The organism is Variovorax jilinensis (genome assembly GCF_030316885.1).
In the GTDB taxonomy this organism is placed as follows: Bacteria; Pseudomonadota; Gammaproteobacteria; order Burkholderiales; family Burkholderiaceae_C; genus Variovorax; species Variovorax jilinensis.
In genome coordinates, this window is sequence record NZ_JASZYQ010000002.1 from 619,402 (window position 1) to 643,394 (window position 23,993).

The 23,993-nt window shown below is 69.0% G+C and carries 25 protein-coding genes; 14 read left to right on the plus strand and 11 right to left on the minus strand.

The window, feature by feature from the left end:
• Window positions 1-29 precede the first annotated feature (29 nt).
• Window positions 30-1,172 carry an aromatic ring-hydroxylating oxygenase subunit alpha gene (locus QTH87_RS10010; protein ID WP_286608760.1) on the minus strand — a complete coding sequence of 381 codons (1,143 nt, stop codon included), beginning with the start codon at window positions 1,170-1,172 and terminating at the stop codon, window positions 30-32.
• 195 nt (window positions 1,173-1,367) lie between these two features.
• On the opposite strand from QTH87_RS10010, the gene xseB reads away from it, so the two are divergent.
• The 4 genes from xseB (at window position 1,368) to QTH87_RS10030 (ending at window position 5,297) form a co-directional block, all read left to right on the plus strand.
• Window positions 1,368-1,616 carry an exodeoxyribonuclease VII small subunit gene (gene xseB, locus QTH87_RS10015; RefSeq protein WP_286608761.1) on the plus strand — a complete coding sequence of 83 codons (249 nt, stop codon included), beginning with the start codon at window positions 1,368-1,370 and terminating at the stop codon, window positions 1,614-1,616.
• Window positions 1,613-2,533, plus strand: coding sequence for a polyprenyl synthetase family protein (locus tag QTH87_RS10020; protein WP_286608762.1), 921 nt, complete (start codon window positions 1,613-1,615; stop codon window positions 2,531-2,533). Before xseB ends, QTH87_RS10020 begins: the two co-directional genes overlap by 4 nt.
• A gap of 25 nt (window positions 2,534-2,558) precedes the next feature.
• Window positions 2,559-4,403: a 1-deoxy-D-xylulose-5-phosphate synthase gene (gene dxs / locus QTH87_RS10025; protein WP_286608763.1), complete on the plus strand. Its 1,845-nt coding sequence runs from the start codon at window positions 2,559-2,561 to the stop codon at window positions 4,401-4,403.
• Window positions 4,404-4,487: 84 nt separating this feature from the next.
• Entirely contained in the window at window positions 4,488-5,297 is an 810-nt protein-coding gene (locus tag QTH87_RS10030; RefSeq protein WP_286608764.1) for a haloacid dehalogenase type II, read from the plus strand.
• On the opposite strand, the gene QTH87_RS10035 is transcribed toward QTH87_RS10030, so the two are convergent.
• The 7 genes from QTH87_RS10035 to QTH87_RS10065 form a co-directional block, all read right to left on the minus strand.
• Window positions 5,275-5,631, minus strand: coding sequence for a hypothetical protein (locus QTH87_RS10035; protein WP_286608765.1), 357 nt, complete (start codon window positions 5,629-5,631; stop codon window positions 5,275-5,277). The genes QTH87_RS10030 and QTH87_RS10035 overlap by 23 nt on opposite strands.
• Window positions 5,624-6,073, minus strand: a complete 450-nt coding sequence (locus tag QTH87_RS10040; protein ID WP_286608766.1) for a ribonuclease HI family protein — start codon at window positions 6,071-6,073, stop codon at window positions 5,624-5,626. The genes QTH87_RS10035 and QTH87_RS10040 overlap by 8 nt, the downstream gene beginning before the upstream one ends.
• 54 nt (window positions 6,074-6,127) lie before the next feature.
• Complete coding sequence (locus QTH87_RS10045) at window positions 6,128-6,850, minus strand: ABC transporter ATP-binding protein (protein ID WP_286608767.1); 723 nt, start codon at window positions 6,848-6,850, stop codon at window positions 6,128-6,130.
• On the minus strand, window positions 6,847-7,647 hold the full coding sequence (locus QTH87_RS10050; protein ID WP_444812765.1) for an ABC transporter ATP-binding protein: 801 nt from the start codon (window positions 7,645-7,647) through the stop codon (window positions 6,847-6,849). The genes QTH87_RS10045 and QTH87_RS10050 overlap by 4 nt, the downstream gene beginning before the upstream one ends.
• Window positions 7,644-8,507, minus strand: a complete 864-nt coding sequence (locus QTH87_RS10055; RefSeq protein WP_286608768.1) for a branched-chain amino acid ABC transporter permease — start codon at window positions 8,505-8,507, stop codon at window positions 7,644-7,646. Before QTH87_RS10055 ends, QTH87_RS10050 begins: the two co-directional genes overlap by 4 nt.
• Before the next feature lie 5 nt (window positions 8,508-8,512).
• Entirely contained in the window at window positions 8,513-9,394 is an 882-nt protein-coding gene (locus QTH87_RS10060; RefSeq protein ID WP_286608769.1) for a branched-chain amino acid ABC transporter permease, read from the minus strand.
• Between the two features lie 152 nt (window positions 9,395-9,546).
• Window positions 9,547-10,698: an ABC transporter substrate-binding protein gene (locus QTH87_RS10065; protein WP_286608770.1), complete on the minus strand. Its 1,152-nt coding sequence runs from the start codon at window positions 10,696-10,698 to the stop codon at window positions 9,547-9,549.
• A gap of 116 nt (window positions 10,699-10,814) precedes the next feature.
• Here QTH87_RS10065 and QTH87_RS10070 point away from each other — a divergent pair, with 116 nt between their 5' ends.
• From QTH87_RS10070 to QTH87_RS10085, 4 genes are all read left to right on the plus strand, one after another.
• Window positions 10,815-11,897: a TRAP transporter substrate-binding protein gene (locus QTH87_RS10070; RefSeq protein ID WP_286608771.1), complete on the plus strand. Its 1,083-nt coding sequence runs from the start codon at window positions 10,815-10,817 to the stop codon at window positions 11,895-11,897.
• The gene (locus tag QTH87_RS10075) at window positions 11,897-13,165 is read left to right on the plus strand and encodes an SUMF1/EgtB/PvdO family nonheme iron enzyme (protein ID WP_286608772.1); all 1,269 of its coding nucleotides are present in this window, start codon (window positions 11,897-11,899) and stop codon (window positions 13,163-13,165) included. Before QTH87_RS10070 ends, QTH87_RS10075 begins: the two co-directional genes overlap by 1 nt.
• A 101-nt stretch (window positions 13,166-13,266) precedes the next feature.
• The gene (locus tag QTH87_RS10080) at window positions 13,267-13,644 is read left to right on the plus strand and encodes a nuclear transport factor 2 family protein (protein ID WP_286608773.1); all 378 of its coding nucleotides are present in this window, start codon (window positions 13,267-13,269) and stop codon (window positions 13,642-13,644) included.
• A 40-nt stretch (window positions 13,645-13,684) separates the two neighbouring features.
• Complete coding sequence (locus tag QTH87_RS10085; protein ID WP_286608774.1) at window positions 13,685-14,458, plus strand: TOBE domain-containing protein; 774 nt, start codon at window positions 13,685-13,687, stop codon at window positions 14,456-14,458.
• A gap of 51 nt (window positions 14,459-14,509) precedes the next feature.
• Here QTH87_RS10085 and QTH87_RS10090 read toward each other — a convergent pair whose 3' ends face one another.
• The 3 genes from QTH87_RS10090 to QTH87_RS10100 form a co-directional block, all read right to left on the minus strand.
• Window positions 14,510-14,830 carry a thioredoxin family protein gene (locus QTH87_RS10090; RefSeq protein WP_286608775.1) on the minus strand — a complete coding sequence of 107 codons (321 nt, stop codon included), beginning with the start codon at window positions 14,828-14,830 and terminating at the stop codon, window positions 14,510-14,512.
• Between the two features lie 74 nt (window positions 14,831-14,904).
• Window positions 14,905-16,074, minus strand: a complete 1,170-nt coding sequence (locus tag QTH87_RS10095) for an ABC transporter substrate-binding protein (protein WP_286608776.1) — start codon at window positions 16,072-16,074, stop codon at window positions 14,905-14,907.
• An 84-nt stretch (window positions 16,075-16,158) separates the two neighbouring features.
• Complete coding sequence (locus tag QTH87_RS10100; protein WP_286608777.1) at window positions 16,159-17,292, minus strand: helix-turn-helix domain-containing protein; 1,134 nt, start codon at window positions 17,290-17,292, stop codon at window positions 16,159-16,161.
• A gap of 182 nt (window positions 17,293-17,474) precedes the next feature.
• Here QTH87_RS10100 and QTH87_RS10105 point away from each other — a divergent pair, with 182 nt between their 5' ends.
• The 6 genes from QTH87_RS10105 to QTH87_RS10130 are packed head-to-tail and all read left to right on the plus strand — an operon-like array spanning window position 17,475 to window position 23,989.
• Window positions 17,475-17,969 carry a (2Fe-2S)-binding protein gene (locus tag QTH87_RS10105; RefSeq protein WP_286608778.1) on the plus strand — a complete coding sequence of 165 codons (495 nt, stop codon included), beginning with the start codon at window positions 17,475-17,477 and terminating at the stop codon, window positions 17,967-17,969.
• Between the two features lie 10 nt (window positions 17,970-17,979).
• Complete coding sequence (locus tag QTH87_RS10110) at window positions 17,980-20,424, plus strand: xanthine dehydrogenase family protein molybdopterin-binding subunit (protein ID WP_286608779.1); 2,445 nt, start codon at window positions 17,980-17,982, stop codon at window positions 20,422-20,424.
• Window positions 20,425-20,444: 20 nt separating this feature from the next.
• A complete protein-coding gene (locus QTH87_RS10115) occupies window positions 20,445-21,236 on the plus strand; it encodes an FAD binding domain-containing protein (RefSeq protein ID WP_286608780.1) in 792 nt (263 codons plus the stop codon).
• Between the two features lie 9 nt (window positions 21,237-21,245).
• Window positions 21,246-22,175, plus strand: coding sequence for an AAA family ATPase (locus QTH87_RS10120; protein WP_286608781.1), 930 nt, complete (start codon window positions 21,246-21,248; stop codon window positions 22,173-22,175).
• A 53-nt stretch (window positions 22,176-22,228) separates the two neighbouring features.
• Window positions 22,229-23,377 carry a vWA domain-containing protein gene (locus tag QTH87_RS10125; RefSeq protein WP_286609064.1) on the plus strand — a complete coding sequence of 383 codons (1,149 nt, stop codon included), beginning with the start codon at window positions 22,229-22,231 and terminating at the stop codon, window positions 23,375-23,377.
• Window positions 23,378-23,413: 36 nt separating this feature from the next.
• Window positions 23,414-23,989 (plus strand): SRPBCC family protein, encoded by a 576-nt coding sequence (locus QTH87_RS10130; RefSeq protein ID WP_286608782.1) that lies wholly within the window; start codon window positions 23,414-23,416, stop codon window positions 23,987-23,989.
• The last annotated feature ends 4 nt before the right edge of the window (window positions 23,990-23,993 follow it).

Here is a 23,993-nt window from a genome sequence, read left to right on the forward strand (position 1 = left end):
GTGCGTTCAGGCTTTCCGGAAGTGGCGGCTCAGGGCAGGGGGCGCATCTCGCGCCGGTACCACTCGTGGAACTGCTGCATGCCGTCTTCCATCGGGCTCTGGTAGGGGCCGCTCTCGTCGTCGCCGCGCATCATCAGTGCGCGGCGGCCGGCGTCCATGCGCTCGGCGATCTCGTCGTCCTCGACGCAGGTCTCCATGTAGGCGGCCTGCTGGGCCTCGACGAACTCGCGCTCGAAGGCGACGATCTCCTCGGGGTAGAAGAACTCCACCATGTTGAGCGTCTTCTGCGGCCCGAGCGGATGCAGCGTCGACACCGTGAGCACGTGCGGATACCACTCGACCATGACGTGCGGGAAGTAGCTGAGCCAGATGGCGCCGTACTTGGGCGGCTTGCCGTCGCGGTACGACAGCAGCTGCTCCTGCCAGCGCTGGTAGACCGGGCTGCCGGCGCGGCCCAGCCGGTTGGCGACACCCACGGTCTGGACCGAGAAGTGATGGCCGAATTCCCAGCGCAGGTCCTCGCAGGTCACGAAGCTGCCGAGCCCCGGATGAAACGGCCCGACGTGGTAGTCCTCGAGGTAGACCTCGATGAAGGTCTTCCAGTTGTAGTTGCACTCGTGCAGCTCGACCCGGTCGAGTGCATAGCCTTCGAAATCGAGATCGGCGCGCGGGCCGAGCCGTGCCAGGTCGGAAGCAACATCGCGGCCGCGGCCGTCGGGGCCCTGCTCGAACAGCAGTCCGTTCCATTCGGTGAGCGGGTAGTTGTGAAGGTTGAGGCAGGGGTCCTGCTCGAAGTGCGGTGCGCCGATGAGCGTGCCGGTGGTGCGGTTGTCGGCGGCGGCGTAGGTCCAGCGGTGCAGCGGGCAGACGATGTTGCCGCCCGAGCGCGCGTCGAGCTGGCCGCGGCCCTGGAGGATCAGCGCCTGCCTGTGGCGGCAGACGTTGGAGATCAGCTCGACGCCCTTGGGCGTGTGGACCAGCGCACGGCCGTGCTGTTCCTGCGGCAGGGTGTGGAAGTTGCCGGGCTCGGGCACGGCGAGTCGATGGCCGACATAGCGCGGCCCATGGGCGAAGAGCGTTTGCAGCTCGCGGGCGTAGAGCGCCTCGTCGAAGTACGCGGAAACCGGAAGTTGGCTCGAGGCCTGCTGCAGTTGAAGACTTAAATCAGACATGGGTGACCTGACCAAGCTCCCCACAGGGAGAGAGAAAAGAAAAGAGCGGAGCGAGCCCGTCGAGAGGGCGACGGCGTCGGCAGGGTCCGAAGGAAGGCCGGCGCCTGCCGGTCCGAAAGGGAGTGACGATTGTACCCTTGGGCAGCGATCCGGGCCCCCGCCCTAAAATGGCCGGTTTCACCCACGATCCGTCGAATGTCCAAGCAGCCATCTTCTCCCACGCCCGACACCGGTGCGTTGCCCGCGAGCTACGAAGCGGGGCTGCAGGAACTCGAGCAGCTCGTGACCCAGCTCGAGTCGGGCCAGCTGCCGCTCGACCAGCTGCTCGGCAGCTACCAGCGCGGCGCGGCGCTGCTCGCGTTCTGCCGCGACCGGCTGCAGGCCGTGGAAGACCAGATCAAGGTGCTCGACGCGGGCAGCCTCAAGGTCTGGGCCGCCGAATGAGGGCCGGCGACAGCCTGCGCTGGCCTGCGTCCCGACTGGCCACCTGGAGCGAGCCCCACCTGGCACGGGTCGAGGCGGCGCTGTCGCGCTGGGTCGGCATCGATGCGCCGGTGGCGCTCGGCGACGCGATGCGCTATGCGGTGCTCGACGGCGGCAAGCGGCTGCGGCCGCTGCTGGTGTTGGCGGCTGCCGAGGCGGTCGGCGGCCAGTCCGGGGCCGCGCTGCGCGCCGCCTGCGCGTCCGAGCTGATCCACGCCTATTCGCTGGTGCACGACGACCTGCCCTGCATGGACAACGACGTGCTGCGGCGCGGCAAGCCCACCGTGCACGTGAAGTTCGGAGAAGCCGATGCCCTGCTGGCAGGCGACGCGCTGCAGGCGCTGGCCTTCGAGCTGCTCACGCCCGACGGCGACGAGGTGCCGGCCGCGGTGCAGGCGCGCCTGTGCCGCCTGCTGGCCCGCGCCGCCGGCAGCCAGGGCATGGCGGGCGGCCAGGCCATCGACCTCGCGAGCGTCGGCCGGGCGCTCGACGAGCCGCAGCTGCGCGAGATGCATCGCCTGAAGACCGGCGCGCTGCTGCAGGGCAGCGTCGAGATGGGCGCGGCCTGCAGCGGCGAAGCCACCGCACCCGCGGCGCTGGCGGCGCTGCGCGACTATGGCGCCGCGATCGGCCTCGCATTCCAGGTGGTCGACGACATCCTCGACGTGATCGCCGATTCGGCCACGCTCGGCAAGACCGCCGGCAAGGATGCCGCGAGCGACAAGCCTACCTACGTCTCGCTGCTGGGCCTGGACGGCGCACGCTCGCGGGCCGACGAACTGCTGGGCCAGGCGCTGGCCGCCCTCGATCGCAGCACGCTCGCCGACACGGGTGCGCTGCGCGCACTGGCTTACATGGTCGTGGACCGCGACCGATAACAAGAGACCTCCCTTTCTCCTCTTCATGGCTCCGCTGCTCCCCACCATCCACGACCCCTCCGCGCTGCGCTCGCTCGACCGCCTGCAGCTCAAGCAACTGGCCGACGAGGTGCGCACCTGCGTGCTGGACAACGTCTCGCGCACCGGCGGCCACCTGAGCTCGAACCTCGGCACGGTCGAACTCACGGTCGCGCTGCACCATGTCTTCAACACGCCTCACGACCGCCTGGTGTGGGACGTGGGCCACCAGACCTACCCGCACAAGATCCTCACCGGACGGCGCGAGCGCATGCCGAGCCTGCGCCAGCTCGGCGGCATCTCGGGCTTTCCGCAGCGCAGCGAGAGCGAGTACGACACCTTCGGCACCGCCCATTCGTCGACCAGCATCTCGGCCGCGCTCGGCATGGCGATGGCCGCCAAGCAGAAGGGCGAGGACCGCCATTCGATCGCGATCATCGGCGACGGCGCGCTGACCGCGGGCATGGCCTTCGAGGCCCTGAACAACGCGGGCGTCTGCGATTGCAAGCTGCTCGTGATCCTCAACGACAACGACATGTCGATCAGCCCCCCGGTGGGCGCGCTCAACCGCTACCTCGCGCAGCTGATGAGCGGCAACTTCTATGCGGCTGCCAAGAACGTCGGCAAGAGCGTGCTGCGCGCGGCGCCCCCGCTGTTCGAGCTGGCCAAGCGCTTCGAGCAGCATGCCAAGGGCATGGTGGTGCCGGCGACGCTGTTCGAGCAGTTCGGCTTCAACTACGTCGGCCCGATCGACGGCCACGACCTCGACTCGCTGGTGCCCACGCTCGAGAACCTCAAGCATCTCGACGGCCCTCAGTTCCTGCACGTGGTCACGAAGAAGGGCCAGGGCTACAAGCTGGCCGAGGCCGATCCGGTGGCCTACCACGGCCCCTCGAAGTTCGACCCTGCGGTCGGCCTCGTGAAGCCCGCGACGGCGCCGAAGCAGACCTTCACGCAGGTCTTCGGCCAGTGGCTGTGCGACATGGCGGCGCAGGACGGCCGGCTGGTCGGCATCACGCCCGCCATGCGCGAAGGCTCGGGGCTGGTCGAGTTCGAACAGCGCTTTCCCGATCGCTACTACGACGTCGGCATCGCCGAGCAGCATGCCGTGACCTTTGCCGCGGGCCTGGCCTGCGAGGGCCTGAAGCCGGTGGTTGCCATCTACTCGACCTTCCTGCAGCGCGCCTACGATCAGCTGATCCACGACGTCGCGATCCAGAACCTGCCGGTGGTGTTCGCGCTCGACCGCGCGGGCCTGGTCGGTGCCGACGGCGCGACGCACGCGGGTGCCTACGACATCCCGTTCCTGCGCTGCATCCCGAACATGAGCGTGGCCTGCCCGGCCGACGAGGCCGAATGCCGGCAGCTGCTGTCGACCGCCTATGGGCAGTCGCATCCGGTGGCGGTGCGCTATCCGCGCGGCGCCGGTGCCGGCGTGACGCCGCACCTCACGCTCGACGAACTGCCCTTCGGCAAGGGCGAGATCCGGCGCCAGGGCCAGCGCATCGCGATCTTGGCCTTCGGCACGCTGCTCTATCCGGCGCTCGCGGCGGCCGAGGCGCTCGACGCCACCGTGGTCAACATGCGCTGGGCCAAGCCGCTCGATGTCGAACTGATGTTGAAGGTGGCAGCCACGCACGAGTCGATCGTGACGCTCGAGGAGGGTGCGATCCTGGGCGGCGCGGGCAGTGCGGTGCTCGAGGCCCTGCAGGCGGCGGGCCTGTCGAATCCGGTGCTGCAGCTGGGGCTGCCGGACCGCTTCATCGAACATGGCGATCCGGCCAAGCTGCTTGCGGGCATCGGGCTCGATGCCGCGGGCATCGAGGCATCGATCCGGAAGCGCTTTTCCTGATTCCTGCCCAGGGAGGCCTGGGCATGCCTGGCTGTACAGTCCCGGGCTCGGAGGGAAGACCCTCGCAGAGCCCGGAGCGACGCCATGAATCAAGCACAGGAATCGTCCGCAGATCCTCGCGGAGAAGCGGCCCTCTGCCGCATCGACCCCTCGTCGATCAAGGCGTTGACCTTCGACATGCAGGGCAGCCTGCTCGACTTCTACGCCACGATCGTCGATGCAGGCACGAAGCTGACCGGCAGCCGCGGCGTCGACGTGGATTGGACCGACGTCCTGGACCGGTGGCGCAAGGCCTATCGGGTTCAGCTGGACGGCATCCTGGCCGGTGCGATTCCCTGGACGACCACCGACAGCATCTATCGGCGCACGCTCGATGGCCTTCTGGGCGAGGTCGACTGGGGCAGCGTGCTCTCGCCTGGGGACCGCGACGAATTGAGCGCCGCATGGTCGATCCTGAAACCGTGGCCCGATACGCGGCCCGGACTTCTGCAGCTTCGCGAGCGCTTCAAGTTGTCGACCCTGTCGAACGGTTCGATGGCTTCGATCGTCAACATCGTCAAGACGCACGACCTGCCGTTCGACTGCGTCCTGACTGCGGAACTGGTCAGCTCGTCGAAGCCGGACCCCCGGGTGTACGCATTGGCGCAGAAGTCGCTGGGCTTGCGTGCCGACGAGATCCTCATGGTCGCGTGCCACAAGTACGACCTGGCCGCCGCGAAGAAATTCGGCTTCAAGGTGGCCTTCATTCCGCGGCCCCTGGAGTTCGGACCCCGCGGCCAGGTGGATGTCGGTGCGGAGACCTACTTCGACGTCATGGCCCCGAGCCTGGTCGACCTGGCCCGCCTGCTGGCGGCGGAGTCCGCGCAGGGCGCTATCGGCGAAACCAGATCCTGAACGTCACGTACATCGCATAGCCGAGGCCGAGCACCATCCACGCCATGTAGAACATGTTGGCCCAGTAGTCGCCAGCATGCGCCGCCAGGGTGTAGACCTGCGTCTTGCAACCCCTGCCCAGGCAGGACACCTCACCCTGGATCAGCGCGCGCATCAAGCCGAACAGGAGCACGCACGCGACGACAGCGGACATCAGGAAGCCCACCGGACCCAGCAATCCCTGGGTGAGCTCGCCGCGTTCGTCGCGGTACCCCTTGCGCAGCAGCTTCTGCCCGAACCTGTACCAGGCGAATCCGAGCAGGAGCATCAGGGCGTAGTAGAGGACGCTACGCATTGCGCTGACGCCGTTTCCCGGCCGGCTTGACGACGCGATCGCAGTCGAGCCCCAACGCTGCGCGCGCGAGTGCATCGGCTTCTGCGTTGCGATGGCGCGGTATCCACACCAGGGTCGCCTGGTCGAACGAATCGAGCAGTGCGCGTGCCTCGTCGAACAAGGCGGCGAGCCGGGGGATCGGTCGCGCCGTGCGGCTGCCGACCTGTTCGACGACGACGCTGTTGTCGCAGTGGATGCGCAGCGTGTCTGCCCCGCGCAGCTTCAGCTCGTGGAGCGTCGCGAGCAGGGCGCGCAACTCCGCCTCGTTGTTGCAGCCGCTCTCGCGCGCTGCGTGAGACAGCGTGTGGCGCGTTCCGTCGGGCTCGGTGAACACGGCCCCGAGCCCGATGCGACCGGGGTTGGGCACGGCGCTGCCGTCGCAGTAGGCAAGCCACGGGGTCATGGGCGAGTTCCGCTCGTGGCTGCCATCGATCCTGCGACTGCGCCGGCTCCGGGGCTAGCCGCCCAGGTACGCGTCCTGGACCTTCGGGTCCCCGAGCAGCTCCCGCCCGCTGCCCTCGAGCACGATCTTGCCGGTCTCGATCACGTAGGCGCGGTCGGCGATCTTGAGCGCCTGCCGCACGTTCTGCTCGACCAGGAAGACCGTGAGGCCGGCCTTGTTGATCTCGCGCAGCGTGCGGAAGATGTCCTGCACGATGATGGGCGCGAGGCCCATCGAGGGCTCGTCGAGCAGCAGCACGCGCGGCTTGGCCATCAGGGCGCGGCCGATGGCGAGCATCTGCTGCTCGCCGCCCGACAGGTTGCCCGCCAGGCCGTCGGCGCGTTCCTTGAGCCGTGGGAACAGGGTGTAGACGTTGTCGAGGTCGGCCGCACGGGCGGCGCGGCTGTCGGTGCGGGTGTAGCCGCCGAGCTCGAGGTTCTCGCGCACCGTCAGAGTGGTCAGCGTGGCGCGGCCTTCGGCCACCTGCACCATGCCGGCGGAGACGATCTTGTGCGGCGACAGCGAGCTCAGGTCGCGGCCGTCGAGCACGACGCGGCCCGCCGCCTTGGCGACCAGGCCCGACAGCGCCAGCAGCGTGGTCGACTTGCCCGCGCCGTTGGCGCCGACCAGTGTCGTGATCTGGCCTTCGTGCAGTTCGAGATCGATGCCCTTCACGGCCTCGATGTGGCCGTAGGCAACCTGCAGGCCCTCGACCTTCAGCAGTGGCTTCGCGCTCATGCCGTGGCCTCCTGGCTGCTGGCTTCGTCCTCTTCGCGGCCCAGGTAGGCCTCGATCACCTGCGGGTCGTTCCGGATCTGGTCCGGTCCGCCGCGCGCGATGATGCGGCCGAAGTTCAGCACCGCGATGTGCTCGCACAGGCCCATCACGAAGCGCATGTCGTGTTCGATCATGAAAATGGTGTAGCCACGGCCGCTGATGTTGCGGATCTCGTGCATCAGGTCGGTCTTCTCGCTGCTGTTCATGCCGGCCACCGGTTCGTCGAGCAGCAGCAGCTTGGGGTCGGTGGCGAGCGCGCGCGCCAGTTCGAGCTTGCGCTGGTCGCCGTACGACAGGTTGTCGGCGACGTCGTCCGACTTGTGGTCGAGCCTGACCCACGAGAGCAGCTCGCGCGCCCGGTCGCGCGCGCGCTTTTCCTCGCTGCGGAAAAGGCCCGAGGACGTGATCAGCCCGAGCCCGCCGTAGCGCAGCTTGGCGTGCATGCCCACCATCACGTTCTCGAGCAGCGACATCTCCTTGAAGATGCGGATGTTCTGGAAGGTGCGCGCGATGCCGCCGCGCGTGATCTGGTGCGGCTTCAGGCCTGCGAGGTCGCGGCCCTCGAAGCGGATCGTGCCGCCGGTGGTCGGCAGCAGGCCGGTCGTCAGGTTGAAGACGGTGGTCTTGCCGGCGCCGTTGGGACCGATCAGCCCGAAGATGCCGCCCTGCGGCACCTCGAGATTCACGTCCTGCAGCACCTTGAGGCCACCGAAGTGGCGCGACACGCCGTCCAGCGTCAGCAATGGGGTCGTGCTCATGCCGAGGCTCCCTTGCGTGCGAACCATTGGCGCATGCGCGCCGGGTCCCAGATGCCCTTCGGCAGGAACAGCACGATCAGCACCAGGATCACGCCGTTGACCACCAGCCGGAAGTCGCCGAACGGACGAAGCGCCTCGGGCAGGACGGTGAGGATGAAGCCGCCCAGCACCGGCCCCATGAGGCTGTTGATGCCGCCCAGCACGGTCATGGTCAGGATCTCGACGCCGCGGTCGAAGCCGAACTCGTTCGGGCCGATGAAGAAGGTGTGGTGCGCATTGAGCACGCCCGCCAGGCCCGCGATCGCACCGCCCAGCACGAAGGCCAGCATCTTGTGAGCGCCGACGTCGATGCCCATCAGGCCGGCCGCGGTCTCGTCTTCCTTGATCGCCTCGAAGGCACGGCCGACCTTGGAGCGGCGCAGCCGCCACAGGAACAGCAGCACCAGCACCAGCGCCAGCCCGACGTGCCACCACTCGGTGACGGGCGGAATGCCGTTCAGGCCCAGCGCGCCGCCGGTCACCGATTCGACGTTGAGGATGACGATGCGCACCACTTCGCCGAAGGCCAGCGTGGCCATGGCGAGGTAGACGCCCGACAGCCGCAGGGTCGGCTTGCCGATCACGAAGGCGGTCAGCGCAGGTGCCGCCATGCCGGCCGCGATCGCGATCGGGAACGGCACGCCGTAGGTCATCGTGAGGATCGCCGAGGTGTACGCGCCGATGCCCATGAAGGCGGCGTTGGCCATGGCCAGCATGCCGCACGAGAGCGTGAGCCAGATCGACAGCGCGAGCAGCGCGTTGGTGCCCAGCGTGAGCACCAGGTTGCTGTAGATCTGCCAGAAGTTGTTGAACGCTTCCATGACCGTCAGACCTTGCGCTCTTGCATCGAGCCGAACAGGCCCTTGGGCCGCACCAGCAGCACCAGGAACAGCAGGCCGAAGGCGACCGCGTCACGCATGTTCGAGCCGATGTAGGCCACCGAGAGCACCTCGGCGAAGCCCAGGAACAGGCCGCCCAGCATCGCGCCGCGGATGTCGCCCATGCCGCCCAGGATGATCACCGCGATGCCCTTGTGCAGCATCGGCTGGCCCATCAGCGGGAACACGGCGTTGGAATACAGGCCGATCAGCACGCCCGCGAGGCCGCCGAGCGCGGCGGCCGCGAACGAGGTCAGGAAGAACAGGCCCTCGACGTTGATGCCGAGCAGGTAGGCGGCCTTGGGCGATTCGGCGATGGCGCGCAGCGCGCGGCCGAGCTGGGTGCGCTTGAGCGCCACCATCAGCACCGCCATCAGCACGAAGGACAACAGGATGATGCCGAGCTCGAGCGCGGTCAGGTGCAGGCCCGCGAGGCTCAGCGAATCGCCCGACACCGCGCCGGCCGGGAAGCGGATGTTCTGCGCGCCGAAGATGCCCTGGATGCCGTTGTTGAGGATGATCGCGACGCCGATGGTGGCGATCATGGGAATCAGGTGGGGTGCATTGCGCGCACGCAGCGGCTTGAGCACCAGGAAGTCGATCAGCAGGCCCAGCAGGCCGCAGAACACGCAGGCGAACAGCAGGCCGGCCCACAGCGGCAGCTCGAAGCGCGCCATGGCCTCGACGGCCGCGTACGCGCCGACCATGAAGACCGCGCCGTGCGAAAGATTGATGACGCCGAGCACGCCGAAGATGAGCGTGAAGCCGAGCGCGAAGAGCGCATACACGCACCCGAGTGACAGTGCGTTGACGAGTTGCTGTTCAAGCATGAATTTTCCGTTCAGGAAAGAAAGCGGGGCCGGCGCTTCGCCGGTCCCCGCTGTTCGTGAAACACCGAAGAACCGGCTTTGCCGGGCTTCAGGTGTTGCCCCCGGTGAGGGGGTGGGCGGCTACACGAAGTGAGCCAACCTGGGGGAGAGCCTTACTTCGCGATCACGAACTCGGAGCCCTTGGTCACGCTGACGATCGGCGTCTGCTGGGCGTCGTAGCCGGCCGGCTTGCCGGCCTTGTCGGTGGCGCGGCGGAACTGGAACGGGCCGGTGGCGCCGGTGAACTTGGCTTCGGGCAGCGCGTCGCGCAGTGCGGCGCGGTCCTTCGCCAGGTCGCCGCTGAGCTTGACGTTCTTCAGCGCCTGCGCAGCGATGTACATCGCGTCGTAGGCCTGCGCGGCGAACTGGTCCGGCGCGGTCTTGTACTTCTCGGTGTAGGCCTTGATGAACTTCGTGTTCTCGGGCGTGGCGTTGCTGGACGACCAGGGGCTGCCGACGTACAGGTTGTCGGAGTTGCCCTTGGCGAGCTCGAACACCTTGACCGAGTTCATGCCGTTGCCGCCGATGACCGGCACGTTCAGGCCGAGCTGGCGGGCCTGCACCATGATCGGTGCGCCTTCGGCGAGCAGCGCCGACAGCACGATCGCATCGGCGCCGCTGGCCTTGATCTTGGTCAGCTGGGCCTTGAAGTCGACGTCGCCCTTGGCGAAGGTCTCGGTGGTGGTGACCGGGATCTTCAGGTCTTCGAGGGCCTTCTTGAAGTTGTCGTAGCCGCTCTTGGTGAACACGTCGTCGTTGCCGTAGAGCACCGCGACCTTCTTGATGCCGGCGTTCTTGACCGCGACCTTGATGGTCTCGGGCAGCACGTCGGCCTCGGTCACCGAGTTGCGGAACACGTAGTCGCCGATCGAGGTGATGCCGTCGGCGGTGTTCGAGGTGCCGAAGGCCACGGTCTTGGCGGCCTGGGCGATCGGGTCGGCCGCTTGGGCCGAGTTCGACAGGGTCGGGCCGAAGGTCATCAGGACCTTGTCCTGGAAGATCAGCTTCTTGAAGACGTTGATCGCCTCTTCCTTCTTGCCCTGCTCGTCGGCGACGACCAGCTCGATCTTGTCGCCGTTGATGCCGCCGGCGGCATTGATCTCGGAGGCCGCGAGTTCGAAGCCGTTACGGATCGCCACGCCGTACTGCGCGGCACCGCCGGACAGGGCTTCGGCGACACCGATCTTGAGGTCGGCGGCCTGGGCAGCGATGGCGGCAAAGGCGGCAACGGCCAGCAGGGAGGCCTTGAACGGGAGATGTCTCATTGGTTTGCTCTTTCGAGGAAAGGAAAGGAAGGGGGCGGCTATTTTATAAGCTGCGGCTCGGACGCTTCCTACAATCGCTGGTTCATCCTTGCGGGGTTTCCAGGAGTTTTGTTTCGATGCAGCGTCGTTCACTGATCCGGCGAGGGGGCATGGCGGGCGTGCTGGCCGCTGGCCTCGCGCCGGCCGTGCAGGCCCAGGCGCTCACGCGCTGGCGGCTGGCGTCCAGTTTCTCCAAGCCGCAGGAGCTGCTTTTCGGTGCCGCCACGGCCTTCGCCAGGCAGGTCGGCGAACTGAGCGGCGGCCGCTTCCAGATCGAGGTCCACGGTGCCGGTGAGTTGATGTCGGCGCAGGGCGTCTTCGACGGCGTGCAGCGCGGCGCTGTCGAGGCCTGCCACACGACGGGAGCCTTCGCGCCCGACGCCAACGCCGCCTTCGCACTCGGCGCCGCCATTCCGTTCGGCATGAATGCCCGCCAGCTCTCGGCCTGGATGAGCGCGGGCAACGGCCAGAAGCTGGTGCGGGAGTTCCATGCCGACTTCGGTGCCGTCAGCTTCGCCTGTGGCATCGCGGGCGCGCAGCGTCTCGGCTGGTTCGTGCGCGAGATCCGCAGCCTGCAGGACTTCAAGGGCCTCAGGCTGCGCGTCGACGGCCTTGCCGGCCGCGCCATGGCGCGCTTCGGCGCTCTGCCCCAGGGACCGGCCAGCGGCGTCGACGTCCGCGATGCGCTCGCACGCGGCGCCATCGGCGCGGCCGAAGGCCTGAGCCCGTGGGACGACCAGCGCAGCGGCATGCCCAAGGTGGCGCGCATCTGCCACTACCCGGGCTGGTGGTCGGGCGCGACGCAGCTCGATCTGCTGGTCAACCAGAAGGCCTTCGACGCGCTGAGCGTCGAGAACAAGGCCATCGTGCAGATCGCCAGCGCGGCGGTGCAGGTGCAGTTGCTGGCCAGCTACGACGCACGCAATCCCGCTGCGCTGCGCCAGCTGACTGCCGCGGGCGCGCAGTTCAAGCCGTTCCCGAAGCCGGTGCTGGATGCGCTGTTCAAGGAATCGATGGCGCTCAGCCTCGACTTGGACCGCAGCAATCCGGCATGGAAGAAGCTGCACCAGGACTACCGTGCCTTCCAGCAGGCCAGCCTGCGCACGGACCGCGTCACCGAGGCTGCATTCGACAGCTTCCTGCAGTCCGCAAGGCTCTGATGCCGCTCCGTTCGCCAGGCCTGCCGCACTCGATCGATTCGCCCGACATGCGGCGCGCCGGCCGCGAGCTGCTTTCGCTGGCGTTGATCGACGCCCGCAACCACACGCTGCACCTGCTGTCGCTCTACCAGCAGGCGATGGGCAACGACACGCTCGCGGTGCCGGCCACCGAGGGCCTGGACCCGCCGGTCTGGCTCGCGGGACACATCGGCTGGTTTGCCGAATGGTGGATCGCACGCAACACGCAGCGCGCCTTCGGCGTCGACTGCCCCGTGCGGCCCACGCGCCTGGCCGCCATCGAGCCGCAGGCCGACGACTGGTGGAACCCGACGCAGCGGCCCGCCGCCGAGCGCGCGGCCGCCGGCCTGCCAGACCTTGCGCAGACCAAGGCCTACCTGCTCGACACGCTCGAGAGCACGCTCGAACTGCTGGAGCATGCGGCCGAGACCGATGCCGGGCTCTACTTCTATCGGCTGGCGCTGCTGCACGAGGACCTGCGTGGCGAGCAGCTGCTCGTGATGGCGCAGACGCTCGGGCTCGCGCTCTCGGTCGAGCTGCCGCCGGCCTCGGTGGTGCGGCCGCCGTTGCTGGTGCCGGCCACGGCCTGGGAGCTCGGGCTCCCCGATGCCGGCTTCGCATTCGCGCAAGAGAGCGGCAGCGAGCACACCGACGTGCCGGAATTCGAGATCGACGCCCAGCCCGTGACCTGGAGCCAGTACGTCGAATTCGTCGACGACGGCGGCTACGACCGGACCGAGCTGTGGCGGCCGGAGGGCCTTGCCTGGCTGGCGCGCCAGTCCGAAGGGCGACGCGGCCCGCGCCATGTCGAGCAGATCGGCGCCGCGCGCCACGGCACCGGCGGCTCGGTGCTGCAGCAGCAGTTCGGCCGCACCGTGCGAGCGGCCGGCAACCGGAGCGCGGTGCACGTGAGCTGGTGGGAAGCCGATGCGTGGGCCCGCTGGGCCGGACGCCGCGTGGCGACCGAGGTCGAATGGGAGATCGCGGCCCATACGGTCGCGCGGCGCGGCTTCCGATGGGCCGACGTGCACGAATGGACCGCCGGCACGCTGCAACCCTGGTCCGGCTTTCGTGTCGATCCCTGGAGCCAGGGCGGCGAATTCGATCCGGTGCCAGCCTTCGGCCAGGCCCGCGTCCTGCGCGGAGCCTCGTTCGCGACCCGGGCGCGGCTGCGTTCGATGAAACGGCGCGGCTTCGCGCTGCCCGATCGCGACGACGGCTTCTTCGGCTTTCGCACCTGCGCCCTCTGAGGCGCTTGACCTCCGGGGTCATCGACCCGCGGCGTTCGCGCGGCGACCATTCCTTCACCCCGCGACGTTGCGGGTGCATCCCAACGAAAGGAACTGCCACCATGAACACCGCCCATCCCGATGCCGCCAGCCTCGCCGCGCACTACATTGCCGTCTGGAACGAGACCGATGCCGCGCGCCGGAACGCCCTGCTCGAAAGCCACTGGACCGAGGACGCACGCTACGTCGACCCGGTCATGCAGGGCAGCGGCCGGGCCCAGATCAGCGCCCTGGTCGGCGGCGTGCATCAGCGCTATCCGGGCTTCCGATTCGCACTCAAGGGAAGCCCCGACGCGCACGGCGACCAGCTGCGTTTCTCGTGGACGCTCGGCCCCAGCGGTGCCGAGGACCTGATCGAAGGCACGGATTTCGTGCGCCTCGAAGGCGGCCGGCTGCAGTCGGTCACGGGTTTCCTGGACAAGGTGCCTGCGGGGGCCTGACGCGCCCCGGGCGCGCGGGTGCAGCCTGCACAATCCGTGCATGGCTTCTCCCCGTTTCGGCGACGCGCTCGGCCATGGCACGAGCGACAAGCGCATCGACATCCTGCGCGGCATCGGCCGCACCGGCAGCATCTCGCAGGCCGCACGCGATGCCGGCGTGAGCTACAAGGCCGCCTGGCAGGCCGTCGCGACGCTCACCAACCTGGCCGGCGTGCCGCTGGTCGCGCGCGCGGTCGGCGGCGCCGGCGGCGGCGGCGCGACGCTCACCGCGCATGGCGAGCATCTGCTCGAGCTCGCCGACGCACTGGCCGACGCGCGCCGCACGGTGCAGTCGCGCGCCGGGCCAGCGGCCGGCCTGGCCGGCGCCGGCGACGCCGCGGCGCGGCTGTCGATCCGCACCAGCATGCGCAACCAGTTGCCGGCCACGGTGGCGGCGGTCAGCGTCACCGGGCGCATCGTTCGGATCGGGCTGCGGCTGGGAGAGTCGACGCAGATCTCTGCCCGCATCACGCTGGAAAGCGCCGAGCTGCTCGGGCTCGAGGAGGGCATGGGCGCGATCGCGCTGTGCAAGGCCACGGCGGTGCGCATCGCGCGCGTGGACGGCACGGCGCGTGGCGGTCGGCGCCAGGGCAATCGGCTCGAGGGCGTGGTGGCCAGCGCCACGCGCGGCGCCGACGGTGACGAGGTCGTCGTCGTGCTCGAAGGCGGCCTTCAGCTGGTTGGCTTCGCGGCCAGCGGCAGTGGCCTGCGCACGCGCCAGCGCGTATGCGCGAGCGTCGACGAGGCCGCCGTGGTGGTGGCGCTGCCTGGCTGAAAGGCTTCGTCGGGCAAGGTCCGATGCCGCCTCGACTCCCGGCGGGCCCTTTCAGGCTGCGAGACGGACGAGTTGCTCGCCGATCTGGGCGGCACTGGCCGGCCGCACGACCCGGCCGATCTCCTGGCCGTCGCGCATGAAGACCAGCGTGGGCCACAGCCGGACCTGGAACGAACGTCCCAGCGGCCGGCCACTGCCGTCCTCGATTTTCAGGTGACGCAGGCCGGGTGCCTGCGCGAGCGCCTCGGCGATCAGCGGTTGCGCGGCCTTGCAGAAGCCGCACCAGTCGGTGCCGAACTCGACCAGCGTGGCGCCGGCCAGGGCATCGACTTCGGCGCGCGACGGCGCCTCGGTGGAATAGCTGGATGTCATGCGGGCATTCTGCGCGAGGCGCGCGATGGGCGCTGGCATGCCTTCGCGACCCCCGGACGTCGTGTGAGCAGGCCTTAGCTCAACAGCCTTCCGGTGGAGCTCATCACGGCCACGTCGACGAACTGGTTGCCTTCCCGGTTGCCACGGCCGAAGCTGATCTTGACGCCGCCCAGGTCGAAGGCCTCGATGTGCTCGAGACCCGCGATCACGCCCGCGCGCGTCGGCGACGGGCCGGCGCGGCGCAGTCCTTCGGCCAGCACGGCGGCGTCCATGTAGCCCTCGAGACTGGGCAGCGAGAAGTTCTTGTTCCCGCTGGCCAGCATGTCGGCCTGGTAGCGGCGCACGATCTCGTACTTGGTCGCGAAGGGCGAGGGCACGACGATCGCGAAGCCCAGTCCGTGGGCGAGCTCGCCCATCGCGCCGAGCGAGCCGGCCGTGATGGACAGGCCGTAGGCGCTGCTCTTGCCGCCGGCCTTGCGCAAGGCCTTCACGAAGGCCGGTGCAGTGCCGGCCAGGCCGATGATGACGATCTGCGGCGCGGCCTTGGCGATCTGCTCGGCGGCCGGCTCGACCTCCATGCTGGTCGTGCCGGGCGTGCTCGCGATCACGGCGGGCTCGAGCTTGGCCTTGGCCAGCGCGGCCTTGAAGCCCGCCAGCAGCGACTGTCCGAGCGGGTCGTTCGAGTACACGATGCCGATGCGCGTCTGGCCCAGCACGGCGGCGGTGGCGATCAGGCGATCGATCTCCTGGTCGTAGTTGGCGCGCACCCAGAAGGTGTTGGGCGCGGCCTTCTTGCGCAGCGAGACGGTGCCGGTGTTCGGGCCCACCACGGCCATGCCGGGCACCGCGTCGCTGACCTCCGAAGTCTGGCGCGTGCCGAGCGGGTGGATCATCGCGAGCACCGAGCCGTCGGCGGCGAACGCCTGGGCATTGGCCTTGGCGATGTCGGGCTTGAACTGGTCGTCGGCCATGACCAGCTCGACCTTGGTGCCGTTGATGCCGCCGGCCTTGTTCAGGGCGGCGAAGTAGGCGCTCGAGCCCGTGAACAGTCCGGTTCCGTTGGCCTTTTCGACGCTGCTGTTGTCGAAGGTGGCGCCGATGCGGATGGTGCGCGCCTGTGCGAAGGCAGGCAGGCCCAGGCCTGCAGCGGCACCGGCACCGGCCACCATGGCCAGGCCGTGGATCAGCTGGCGCCGATTGGGCGCAGCAGACGACAAGAGGGCAGGGGCCTGGGAATCGCGCATGGTCAACGTCCGGTCGAGCCCCCGGGCTTCGCACGGCGGGCGGGTTTTAACAGGTGTTTACATTAGCAACAATTTGTAATTTTGTCACGCGCGTAGACCCCTACCCAGCTTGCGATAGACCGTGGCGCGGCTGATTCCCAGCGCACGCGCCGCTTCGGCGACGTTGCCGCGCGCGTCGTCCACGGCCTTGCGGATCAGCGCGGTCTCGACATCGCGCAGGCGCGGCGGCAGCGCCGTCCCGCCCGCGACGGGCCCCGGTGAGGAGCGGCTTGCCAGGCGCGGCCGCGCCTGCACGCGCAGCCCCGACCACAGCGGCACCTCGAGCAGCGCCTCGCCGCGTCGCGCGGCATCGAAAAGCATTTGCGTCGGCAGCGCGAAGAGGTCGTTGCAGTGCAGGGCAGGGCGTCCGCCCAGCGGCTGGTGCAGCATGTGGCGCGCGGCGGCGTTGGCGCCGCTCACCAGGCCCTCGGCGTCGATGCACAACAGGCCCTCCGCGTCGCCGCCCGCGGCGCTGCCGGGCCAGGCGATCTGCAGCAGCAGCGCGCACGGGTGTCCCAAGACCAGCGCGTTCTCGATGCTGCGCGCCGAGGCGGCGGCCAGGTGGCGCAGTTCAGGGCGCTCCGTGACCTGCACGCCGGTCAGGTCCAGCATGCCGATGCAGTCGCCCCCCGGACCGAACAGCGGCGCGCCGGCACAGCTATAGATGCTGGTGTCGTCGAAGAAATGCTCGCCGCGGTGGAGCCAGACCGATTCGCGTTCGGCCAGCGCGGCGCCGATCGCGGTGGTGCCGACCGCGCGCTCCGACAGGTCGACGCCGATGCGTGCGATGTCCCTTGCATGCCGCGCCGCCGGATCGCTGCCCGCGGGCAGCGCGCCCACGTCGACCACGATGCCGTCGGCATCGGTGAGGATCGCGAAATAGCGGGTGTCGGCGATGGCGCGCGAGAGCCGGTCGAGCACCGGCCGGGCCGCAACCTGAAGCGCGTGATGGCGGTCGACGACGCGACGTGCGGCCTCGGCCGATACCGGGTCGAAGCTCACGCGCTGCTGCGGCTGGTGGCCGGCTGCCAGGCAGCGTTGCCAGGAGCGCAACAGCCAGGGCTCGATGCGTGGTGTGGCCGGATCGACTGCCCGCTCGCCGTCGATCCATTGGCGGCGTGCCTTCGCGATGGCGAGCGAGCGCTCGGGCGGTGCGGCCGCGGCCGTGGAGAGAGTCATCGTGTGGTCGTGCCTCGAGGGCGGCGCCTTGTCGTTCGGGGCCTGCCGAACGCAAGCTGTTTCATTTTGAGAATTTCCGGCGCAACGCGCAAGCGCATAGGGTTTTGCCTAGCATGCCCCGCAGGTCGCACGGCCAAGATTCCTTTCGCCTTCCAGCCATCACCTACAACGGAGACAGCCACATGCAGGTTTCATTCACGGTCAACGGCCGCGATGTCACGGTCGACGCGCCCCCCAACACCTTCCTCGTGCACGCAATCCGCGAGCACCTGCACCTGACCGGAACCCACGTCGGCTGCGACACCGCGCAGTGCGGCGCCTGCACCGTCCATGTCGACGGCCGCGCGATCAAGTCCTGCAATGTGCTCGTGGGCCAGGTGGCCGGCGCGCAGGTCACGACCATCGAGGGCATCGCCCAGCCCGACGGCACCATGCACCCGATGCAGGCCGCCTTCAAGGAGTGCCACGGCCTGCAATGCGGCTTCTGCACGCCCGGCATGGTCATGAGCGCGATCGACCTGTGCAACCACCATCCGAAGTCGAGCGAGACCGAGATCCGCGAACTGCTCGATGGCAACCTGTGCCGCTGCACCGGCTACCAGAACATCGTCAAGGCGGTCCAGGTGGGCGGCGCGGCGATGCTTGCGGAGCCCGCCAAGACCACGGCGACGGCCTGAGGAGCACGACATGGGCGCACCAGATTTCGCAAAGCTGCCGCACATCGGCGAGGCCCTCCGGCGCAAGGAGGACTACCGGTTCCTGACCGGCGCCGGCCAGTACGTCGACGACGTGACCATGGGCAACCAGAGCCATGCCGTGTTCGTGCGTTCGCCGCATGCGCACGCCACCATCAAGTCGGTCGACATCGCCGCGGCCATGAAGATGCCCGGCGTGGTCGGCATCTTCAGCGGCAAGGACATCGAGGGCAAGATGGGCGGCCTGCCCTGCGGCTGGCTCATCAACAACCCCGACGGCACGCCCATGAAGGAGCCGATGCACCCGATCCTCGCGATCAACAAGGTGCGCTATGTCGGCGACCATGTCGCGATGGTGGTGGCCGAGACGGTCGAGCAGGCCAAGAACGCCGCCGAGGCGGTCGTGGTCGACTACGACGTGCTGCAGCCGCTGGTCAGCGTGGCCGATGCCGCGAAGAAGCAGAGCGGCGTCACGATCCACGACGAGGCGCCCGACAACCAGTGCTACAAGTGGGCGATCGGCGACAAGGCCGCGGTCGATGCGGCCTTTGCCAACGCGGCCCACGTCACGAAGCTCGACCTGGTCAACAACCGCCTGGTGCCCAACCCGATCGAGCCGCGGGTGGCGATCGGCAACTACAGCCGCGCCACCGAGGAATACGTTCTCTACGTCTCCAACCAGAATCCTCACGTCGAGCGGCTGCTGATGACCGCCTTCGTGCTCGGCCTGCCCGAGCACAAGGTGCGCGTCATTGCCCCCGACGTCGGCGGCGGCTTCGGCTCGAAGATCTTCCTGTACGCCGAGGACGTCTGCCTGACCTGGGCCGCCAAGCAGCTCAACCGCAGCATCAAGTGGACGGCCGAGCGTTCGGAGTGCTTCCTGTCCGACGCCCATGGCCGCGACCACGTGAGCCACGCCGAGATGGCAATGGACGCGCAGGGCAAGTTCCTCGCGATGCGTGTCCACACCGACGCCAACCTGGGCGCCTACCTGTCGACCTTCGCGACCGCGGTGCCGACCATCCTCTACGCCACGCTGCTCGCGGGCCAGTACGCGACGCCGCAGGTCTATGTCGAGGTCGATGCCTGGTTCACCAACACCGCGCCGGTCGATGCCTACCGCGGCGCGGGCCGGCCCGAGGCCACCTACCTGCTCGAGCGCCTGGTGTCGCGCTGCGCCTGGGAGATGAACCTGGGCCAGGACGAGATCCGCAAGCGCAACTTCATCACCACCTTCCCGTATCAGACGCCGGTGGCGCTCCAGTACGACACGGGCGACTTCCACGCCTGCATGGACAAGGCCCGCGTGCTCGCCGACGTCGCCGGCTTCGAGGCCCGCAAGTCGGCCAGCGCCGCCAGGGGCATGCTGCGCGGCATCGGCTATTCGAGCTACATCGAGGCCTGCGGCATCGCACCGTCGAACATCGCGGGTGCCCTCGGTGCCCGCGCCGGCCTGTTCGAGTGCGGCGAGATCCGCGTCCACCCGACCGGCAGCGTGACCGTGTTCACGGGCTCGCACAGCCACGGCCAGGGCCACGAGACCACCTTCGCGCAGGTGGTGGCGGCTCGCCTGGGCATCGCGGTGGAGGCCGTCGACGTGGTGCACGGCGACACCGGCCGCGTGCCCTTCGGCATGGGCACCTACGGCTCGCGATCGATCTCGGTCGGCGGCGCCGCGATCATGAAGGCGCTCGACAAGATCGAGGCCAAGGCCAAGAAGATCGCGGCCCACCTGATGGAGGCCAGCGATGCCGACATCGAGTTCGCCAACGGCGAGTTCACGGTCAAGGGCACCGACAAGAAGATCCCGTTCGGCCAGGTGGCGCTGACGGCCTACGTGCCGCACAACTACCCGCTCGACAAGCTCGAGCCCGGGCTCAACGAGACCGCCTTCTACGACCCGACCAACTTCACCTTCCCGGGCGGCACCTACATCTGCGAGGTCGAGATCGACAGGCAGACCGGCGAGACCCGCGTCGACCGCTTCAGCGCGGTCGACGACTTCGGCACCATCATCAATCCGATGATCGTCGAGGGCCAGGTGCTCGGCGGCCTGGTGCAGGGCATCGGCCAGGCGCTGATGGAGAACTGCGTCTACGACAACGACACGGGCCAGCTGCTCACCGGCAGCTTCATGGACTATGCGATGCCGCGCGCGGCCGACTTCCCGATGTTCAAGCTCGACACCGTCTGCACGCCGTGCACCCACAACCCGCTCGGCACCAAGGGCTGTGGCGAGGCCGGCGCGATCGGCTCGCCACCGGCGGTGATCAACGCCGTGCTCGACGCGCTGGCGCCGCTCGGCGTCAAGGACTTCGACATGCCGGCCTCGCCGCACCGCGTCTGGGAGGCGATGCAGAAGGGCAGCACCACCCCGACGCAGCAGCCCCAGCAACCCTCGCTGGCCGCCAGCACCCAAGGCCGTCCCGCTCCCTGAACACCGAAGGAAATCACACCATGTACGCCTTCACCCTCGAACGTCCCACCACCCTGGCCGATGCGGTCAAGCTCGCAGGCGCGGGCGCCAAGCCCCTGGCCGGCGGCCAGACGCTGCTGGCCTCCATGAAGCTGCGGCTGGCGGCCCACGACCAGCTCGCCGACCTCAGCGGCGTCAAGGAGCTCACGGGCATCACGCGCGAAGGCAATGCCTTCGTGATCGGTGCCATGTCGCGGCATCTCGCGGTCGCCAACCATGCCGACATCAAGGCCGCCTACCCGGCGCTGGCCGACCTGGCCTCGCGCATCGGCGACCGCCAGGTGCGCGCCATGGGCACAATCGGCGGCTCGGTCGCCAACAACGACCCGGCCGCCTGCTATCCGAGCGCGGTGCTCGGCTCGGGCGCGACCGTGATCACCACGCAGCGCGAGATCGCGGCCGACGATTTCTTCCAGGGCCTCTTCACCACCGCGCTCGAGGACGGTGAACTGATCAAGGCGATCCGCTTTCCGATCCCGAAACGTGCGGCCTACGAGAAACTGCGTCAGAAGGCCTCGCACTTTCCGCTGGTCGGCATCTTCCTGGCGCAGTACGACGGCGGCGTGCGCGTGGCCGTCACGGGCGCGGGCAACGGCGTGTTCCGCCACCAGGGTCTCGAGGCCGCGCTGACGAAGGACTTCTCGGTGGCCTCCGCGGCCGCGGTGAAGATCGACGACGGCGCACTCAACAGCGACCTGCATGCCTCGGCGGCCTACCGGGCCAATCTCATCAGCGTCCTGACCCAGCGCGCGGTGGCAAAGGCGCTGGGCTAAGCTGTCGCGATGACCGACCACACGCCTGCGACGATCACCCCGTTCCCCACCATCGACGCAGTCGTGCAGGCGCTTCAGGGCGCCGGCTACTTCGCCGATCGGCGGCTGGCGACCGCCGTGTTCCTCGCGCTCAGGCTGCAGCGGCCGCTGCTGCTCGAGGGCGAGCCGGGCGTCGGCAAGACCGAGCTGGCGAAGGCCCTGTCGACCGCGCTCGGACGCGAACTGCTGCGCCTGCAGTGCTACGACGGGCTCGAGCAGCGAGAAGCGCTCTACGAATGGAACTACGCGGCGCAGCTGCTCCACATGCGCGCAGCCGAAGCGCACGGCGCTTCGAGCGACATCGAATCCGAGGTCTACCAGCCGCGCTACCTGATTCGCCGGCCGCTGCTGCAGGCCCTGCAGGCGCCGGCGCCGGGCGCGGTGCTGCTGATCGACGAGGTCGATCGCGCCGACGAACCCTTCGAGGCCTTCCTGCTCGAGTACCTGGGCGAGTACCAGGTCAGCATTCCCGAGCTCGGCACCGTGAGCGCGCTGGTGCCGCCGGTAACGCTCCTGACCAGCAACCGGACGCGCGAGCTCAACGACGCGGTCAAGCGGCGCTGCCTCTACCACTGGCTCGACTATCCCGAGCGGGATCGCGAGCTGGCCATCGTGCGAGCCCAGGTGCCGCAGGCCGGTGCAGTGCTGTCCGAGCAGGTCGCGGCCTTCGTCGGCCGGCTGCGCAGTGCGCCGTTCGCGAGTGCCTTCCAGCGCGGGCCCGGCATCGCCGAGAGCGTCGAATGGGCCAGGGCGCTGGTGGCGCTCGATACGGTCGAGCTCGATCCCGAGATCGTGGTCGACACCGCCGGCATCCTGTTCAAGCAGCGCGACGACGTGGCCGCCCTCACGCACGAACTCGCGCACGATCTGCTCAAGCCCGAGGAGGAGGGCGCCTCTTGAGCGGCAGCGTGCAGCAGCTCGGCGATGCCCGTCGCGGCAAGCTGGCCGGCAACATGGCGGGCTTCGGACGCGCATTGCGACGAGCAGGCGTGCGTACCGATTCGATGCGCATCGCGCTCGCGGCCGAGGCCGCCACGCTGGTCGGCGTCGACAGCCGGCACGATCTTGCCGCCGCGATGGAAGCCGTGATGATCAGCCGCGAGGAAGACCGCATGGTGTTCCGGGAACTGTTCGACACCTGGTTTCGCGATCCCGAGCTTGCCAACAAGCTGCTGGCCCAGATGCTGCCGAGCGCCGAAGGCAAGGCCGAGCCCTCGAAGCGGCGGCCGCGCGTGCGCGAGGCGCTGGCGGCGCCGCGCGATGCGGTCAAGCCGGCACAGACCGAGCGCGAGATCGACTTCGATGCCGCCATGACCGCGAGCGACCGGCAGCGCCTGCACCATGCCGATTTCAATGCGCTCGGTGCCGCCGAATACCGGCTGGTCGAACGCCTGGCGCGCGACATCGCGCTGCCGGTGCCCACCCTGCCTTCGCGACGGCTGCGTGTGGCCGGCGACAGCGCGGCCCATTCGCGCATGCATTGGCCCGGCGTGCTGCACGAGGCCGCACGCACCGGCGGCGAGCTCATTCGGCTTCCGCGGCTGTCGCGGCGCCGGCAGCCGCTGCCGCTGCTGGTGCTGGTCGACGTGTCGGGCTCGATGGAGCGTTACGCGCGCCTGCTGCTGGCCTTCCTGCATGCGTCGACGCGGCGCGCAGGCCGGCGCGACGTGTTCGCCTTCGGCACCCACCTGACCGACCTCACGCCCGCCTTCCGCATTGCCGACACCGACGCCATGCTCGGCGCCGCGGGTGCGGCGATCGACGACTTCGCGGGCGGCACGCGCCTGGGCGAATCGCTCGCCACGCTGCGGCAGCGGCACGCGCGTCGTCTCACGGGCCGCCGCACGCTGGTGCTGGTGATCAGCGACGGCCTCGACACCGGCGAGCCCGAGACCCTGGAGCGCGAGCTGCAATGGGTAAAGCGCCATTCGCGGCGCCTGCTGTGGCTCAACCCGCTGCTGCGCTACGAAGGCTACGCTCCCCTTGCGCGCGGTGCGGCCATGCTGCACCGCCATGCGGACGCGATGCTCGCGGTCCACAATCTGAGCGCCCTCGAGCAGCTGGCAGCCAGCCTGGCCGCGCTGATGCGCGCCGGCCGCTGACGGCCGCCACCTCCCAACGACAACAAGGAACCCACCATGGAAATGCTCGGCAACCGGCGCCTCGGCGTCACGCAGCAACAGGCCTGGGAAGCGCTCAACGACCCCGAGACGCTGCGCAAATGCATCCCGGGCTGCGACAAGTTCGAGCTCACGGGCGAGAACCAGTACACGGTGGCGCTGGCGCTCAAGATCGGCCCGGTCTCGGCCAAGTTCAACGGCAAGGTGACGCTGGCCGACATCCAGGCGCCCGACAGCTACAAGCTGTCCTTCGAGGGGCAGGGCGGCGTGGCCGGCTTTGCCAAGGGCGCGTCGAGCGTCTCGCTCAAGCCCGTGGCAGATGGCGGCGACGGCTGCGAGCTCGACTACACGGTGCAGGCCCAGGTCGGCGGCAAGATCGCGCAGATGGGCCAGCGCCTCATCGACGGTGCCGCGAAATCGACCGCCGACGATTTCTTCAAGCGATTCGACGCCGAGATGCAGAGCCGATACGGTCCGCCGGCCGGCGCCGACGAGGCGCCCGAGCCCGAGAAGACCGGTGCCGTGGCCGGCTTCATGCAGAAGCTCGGCCTTGGCAAGAAGGCCTCGCCCGGCGGTGAAGAGCCGGCCGACTGAGAAT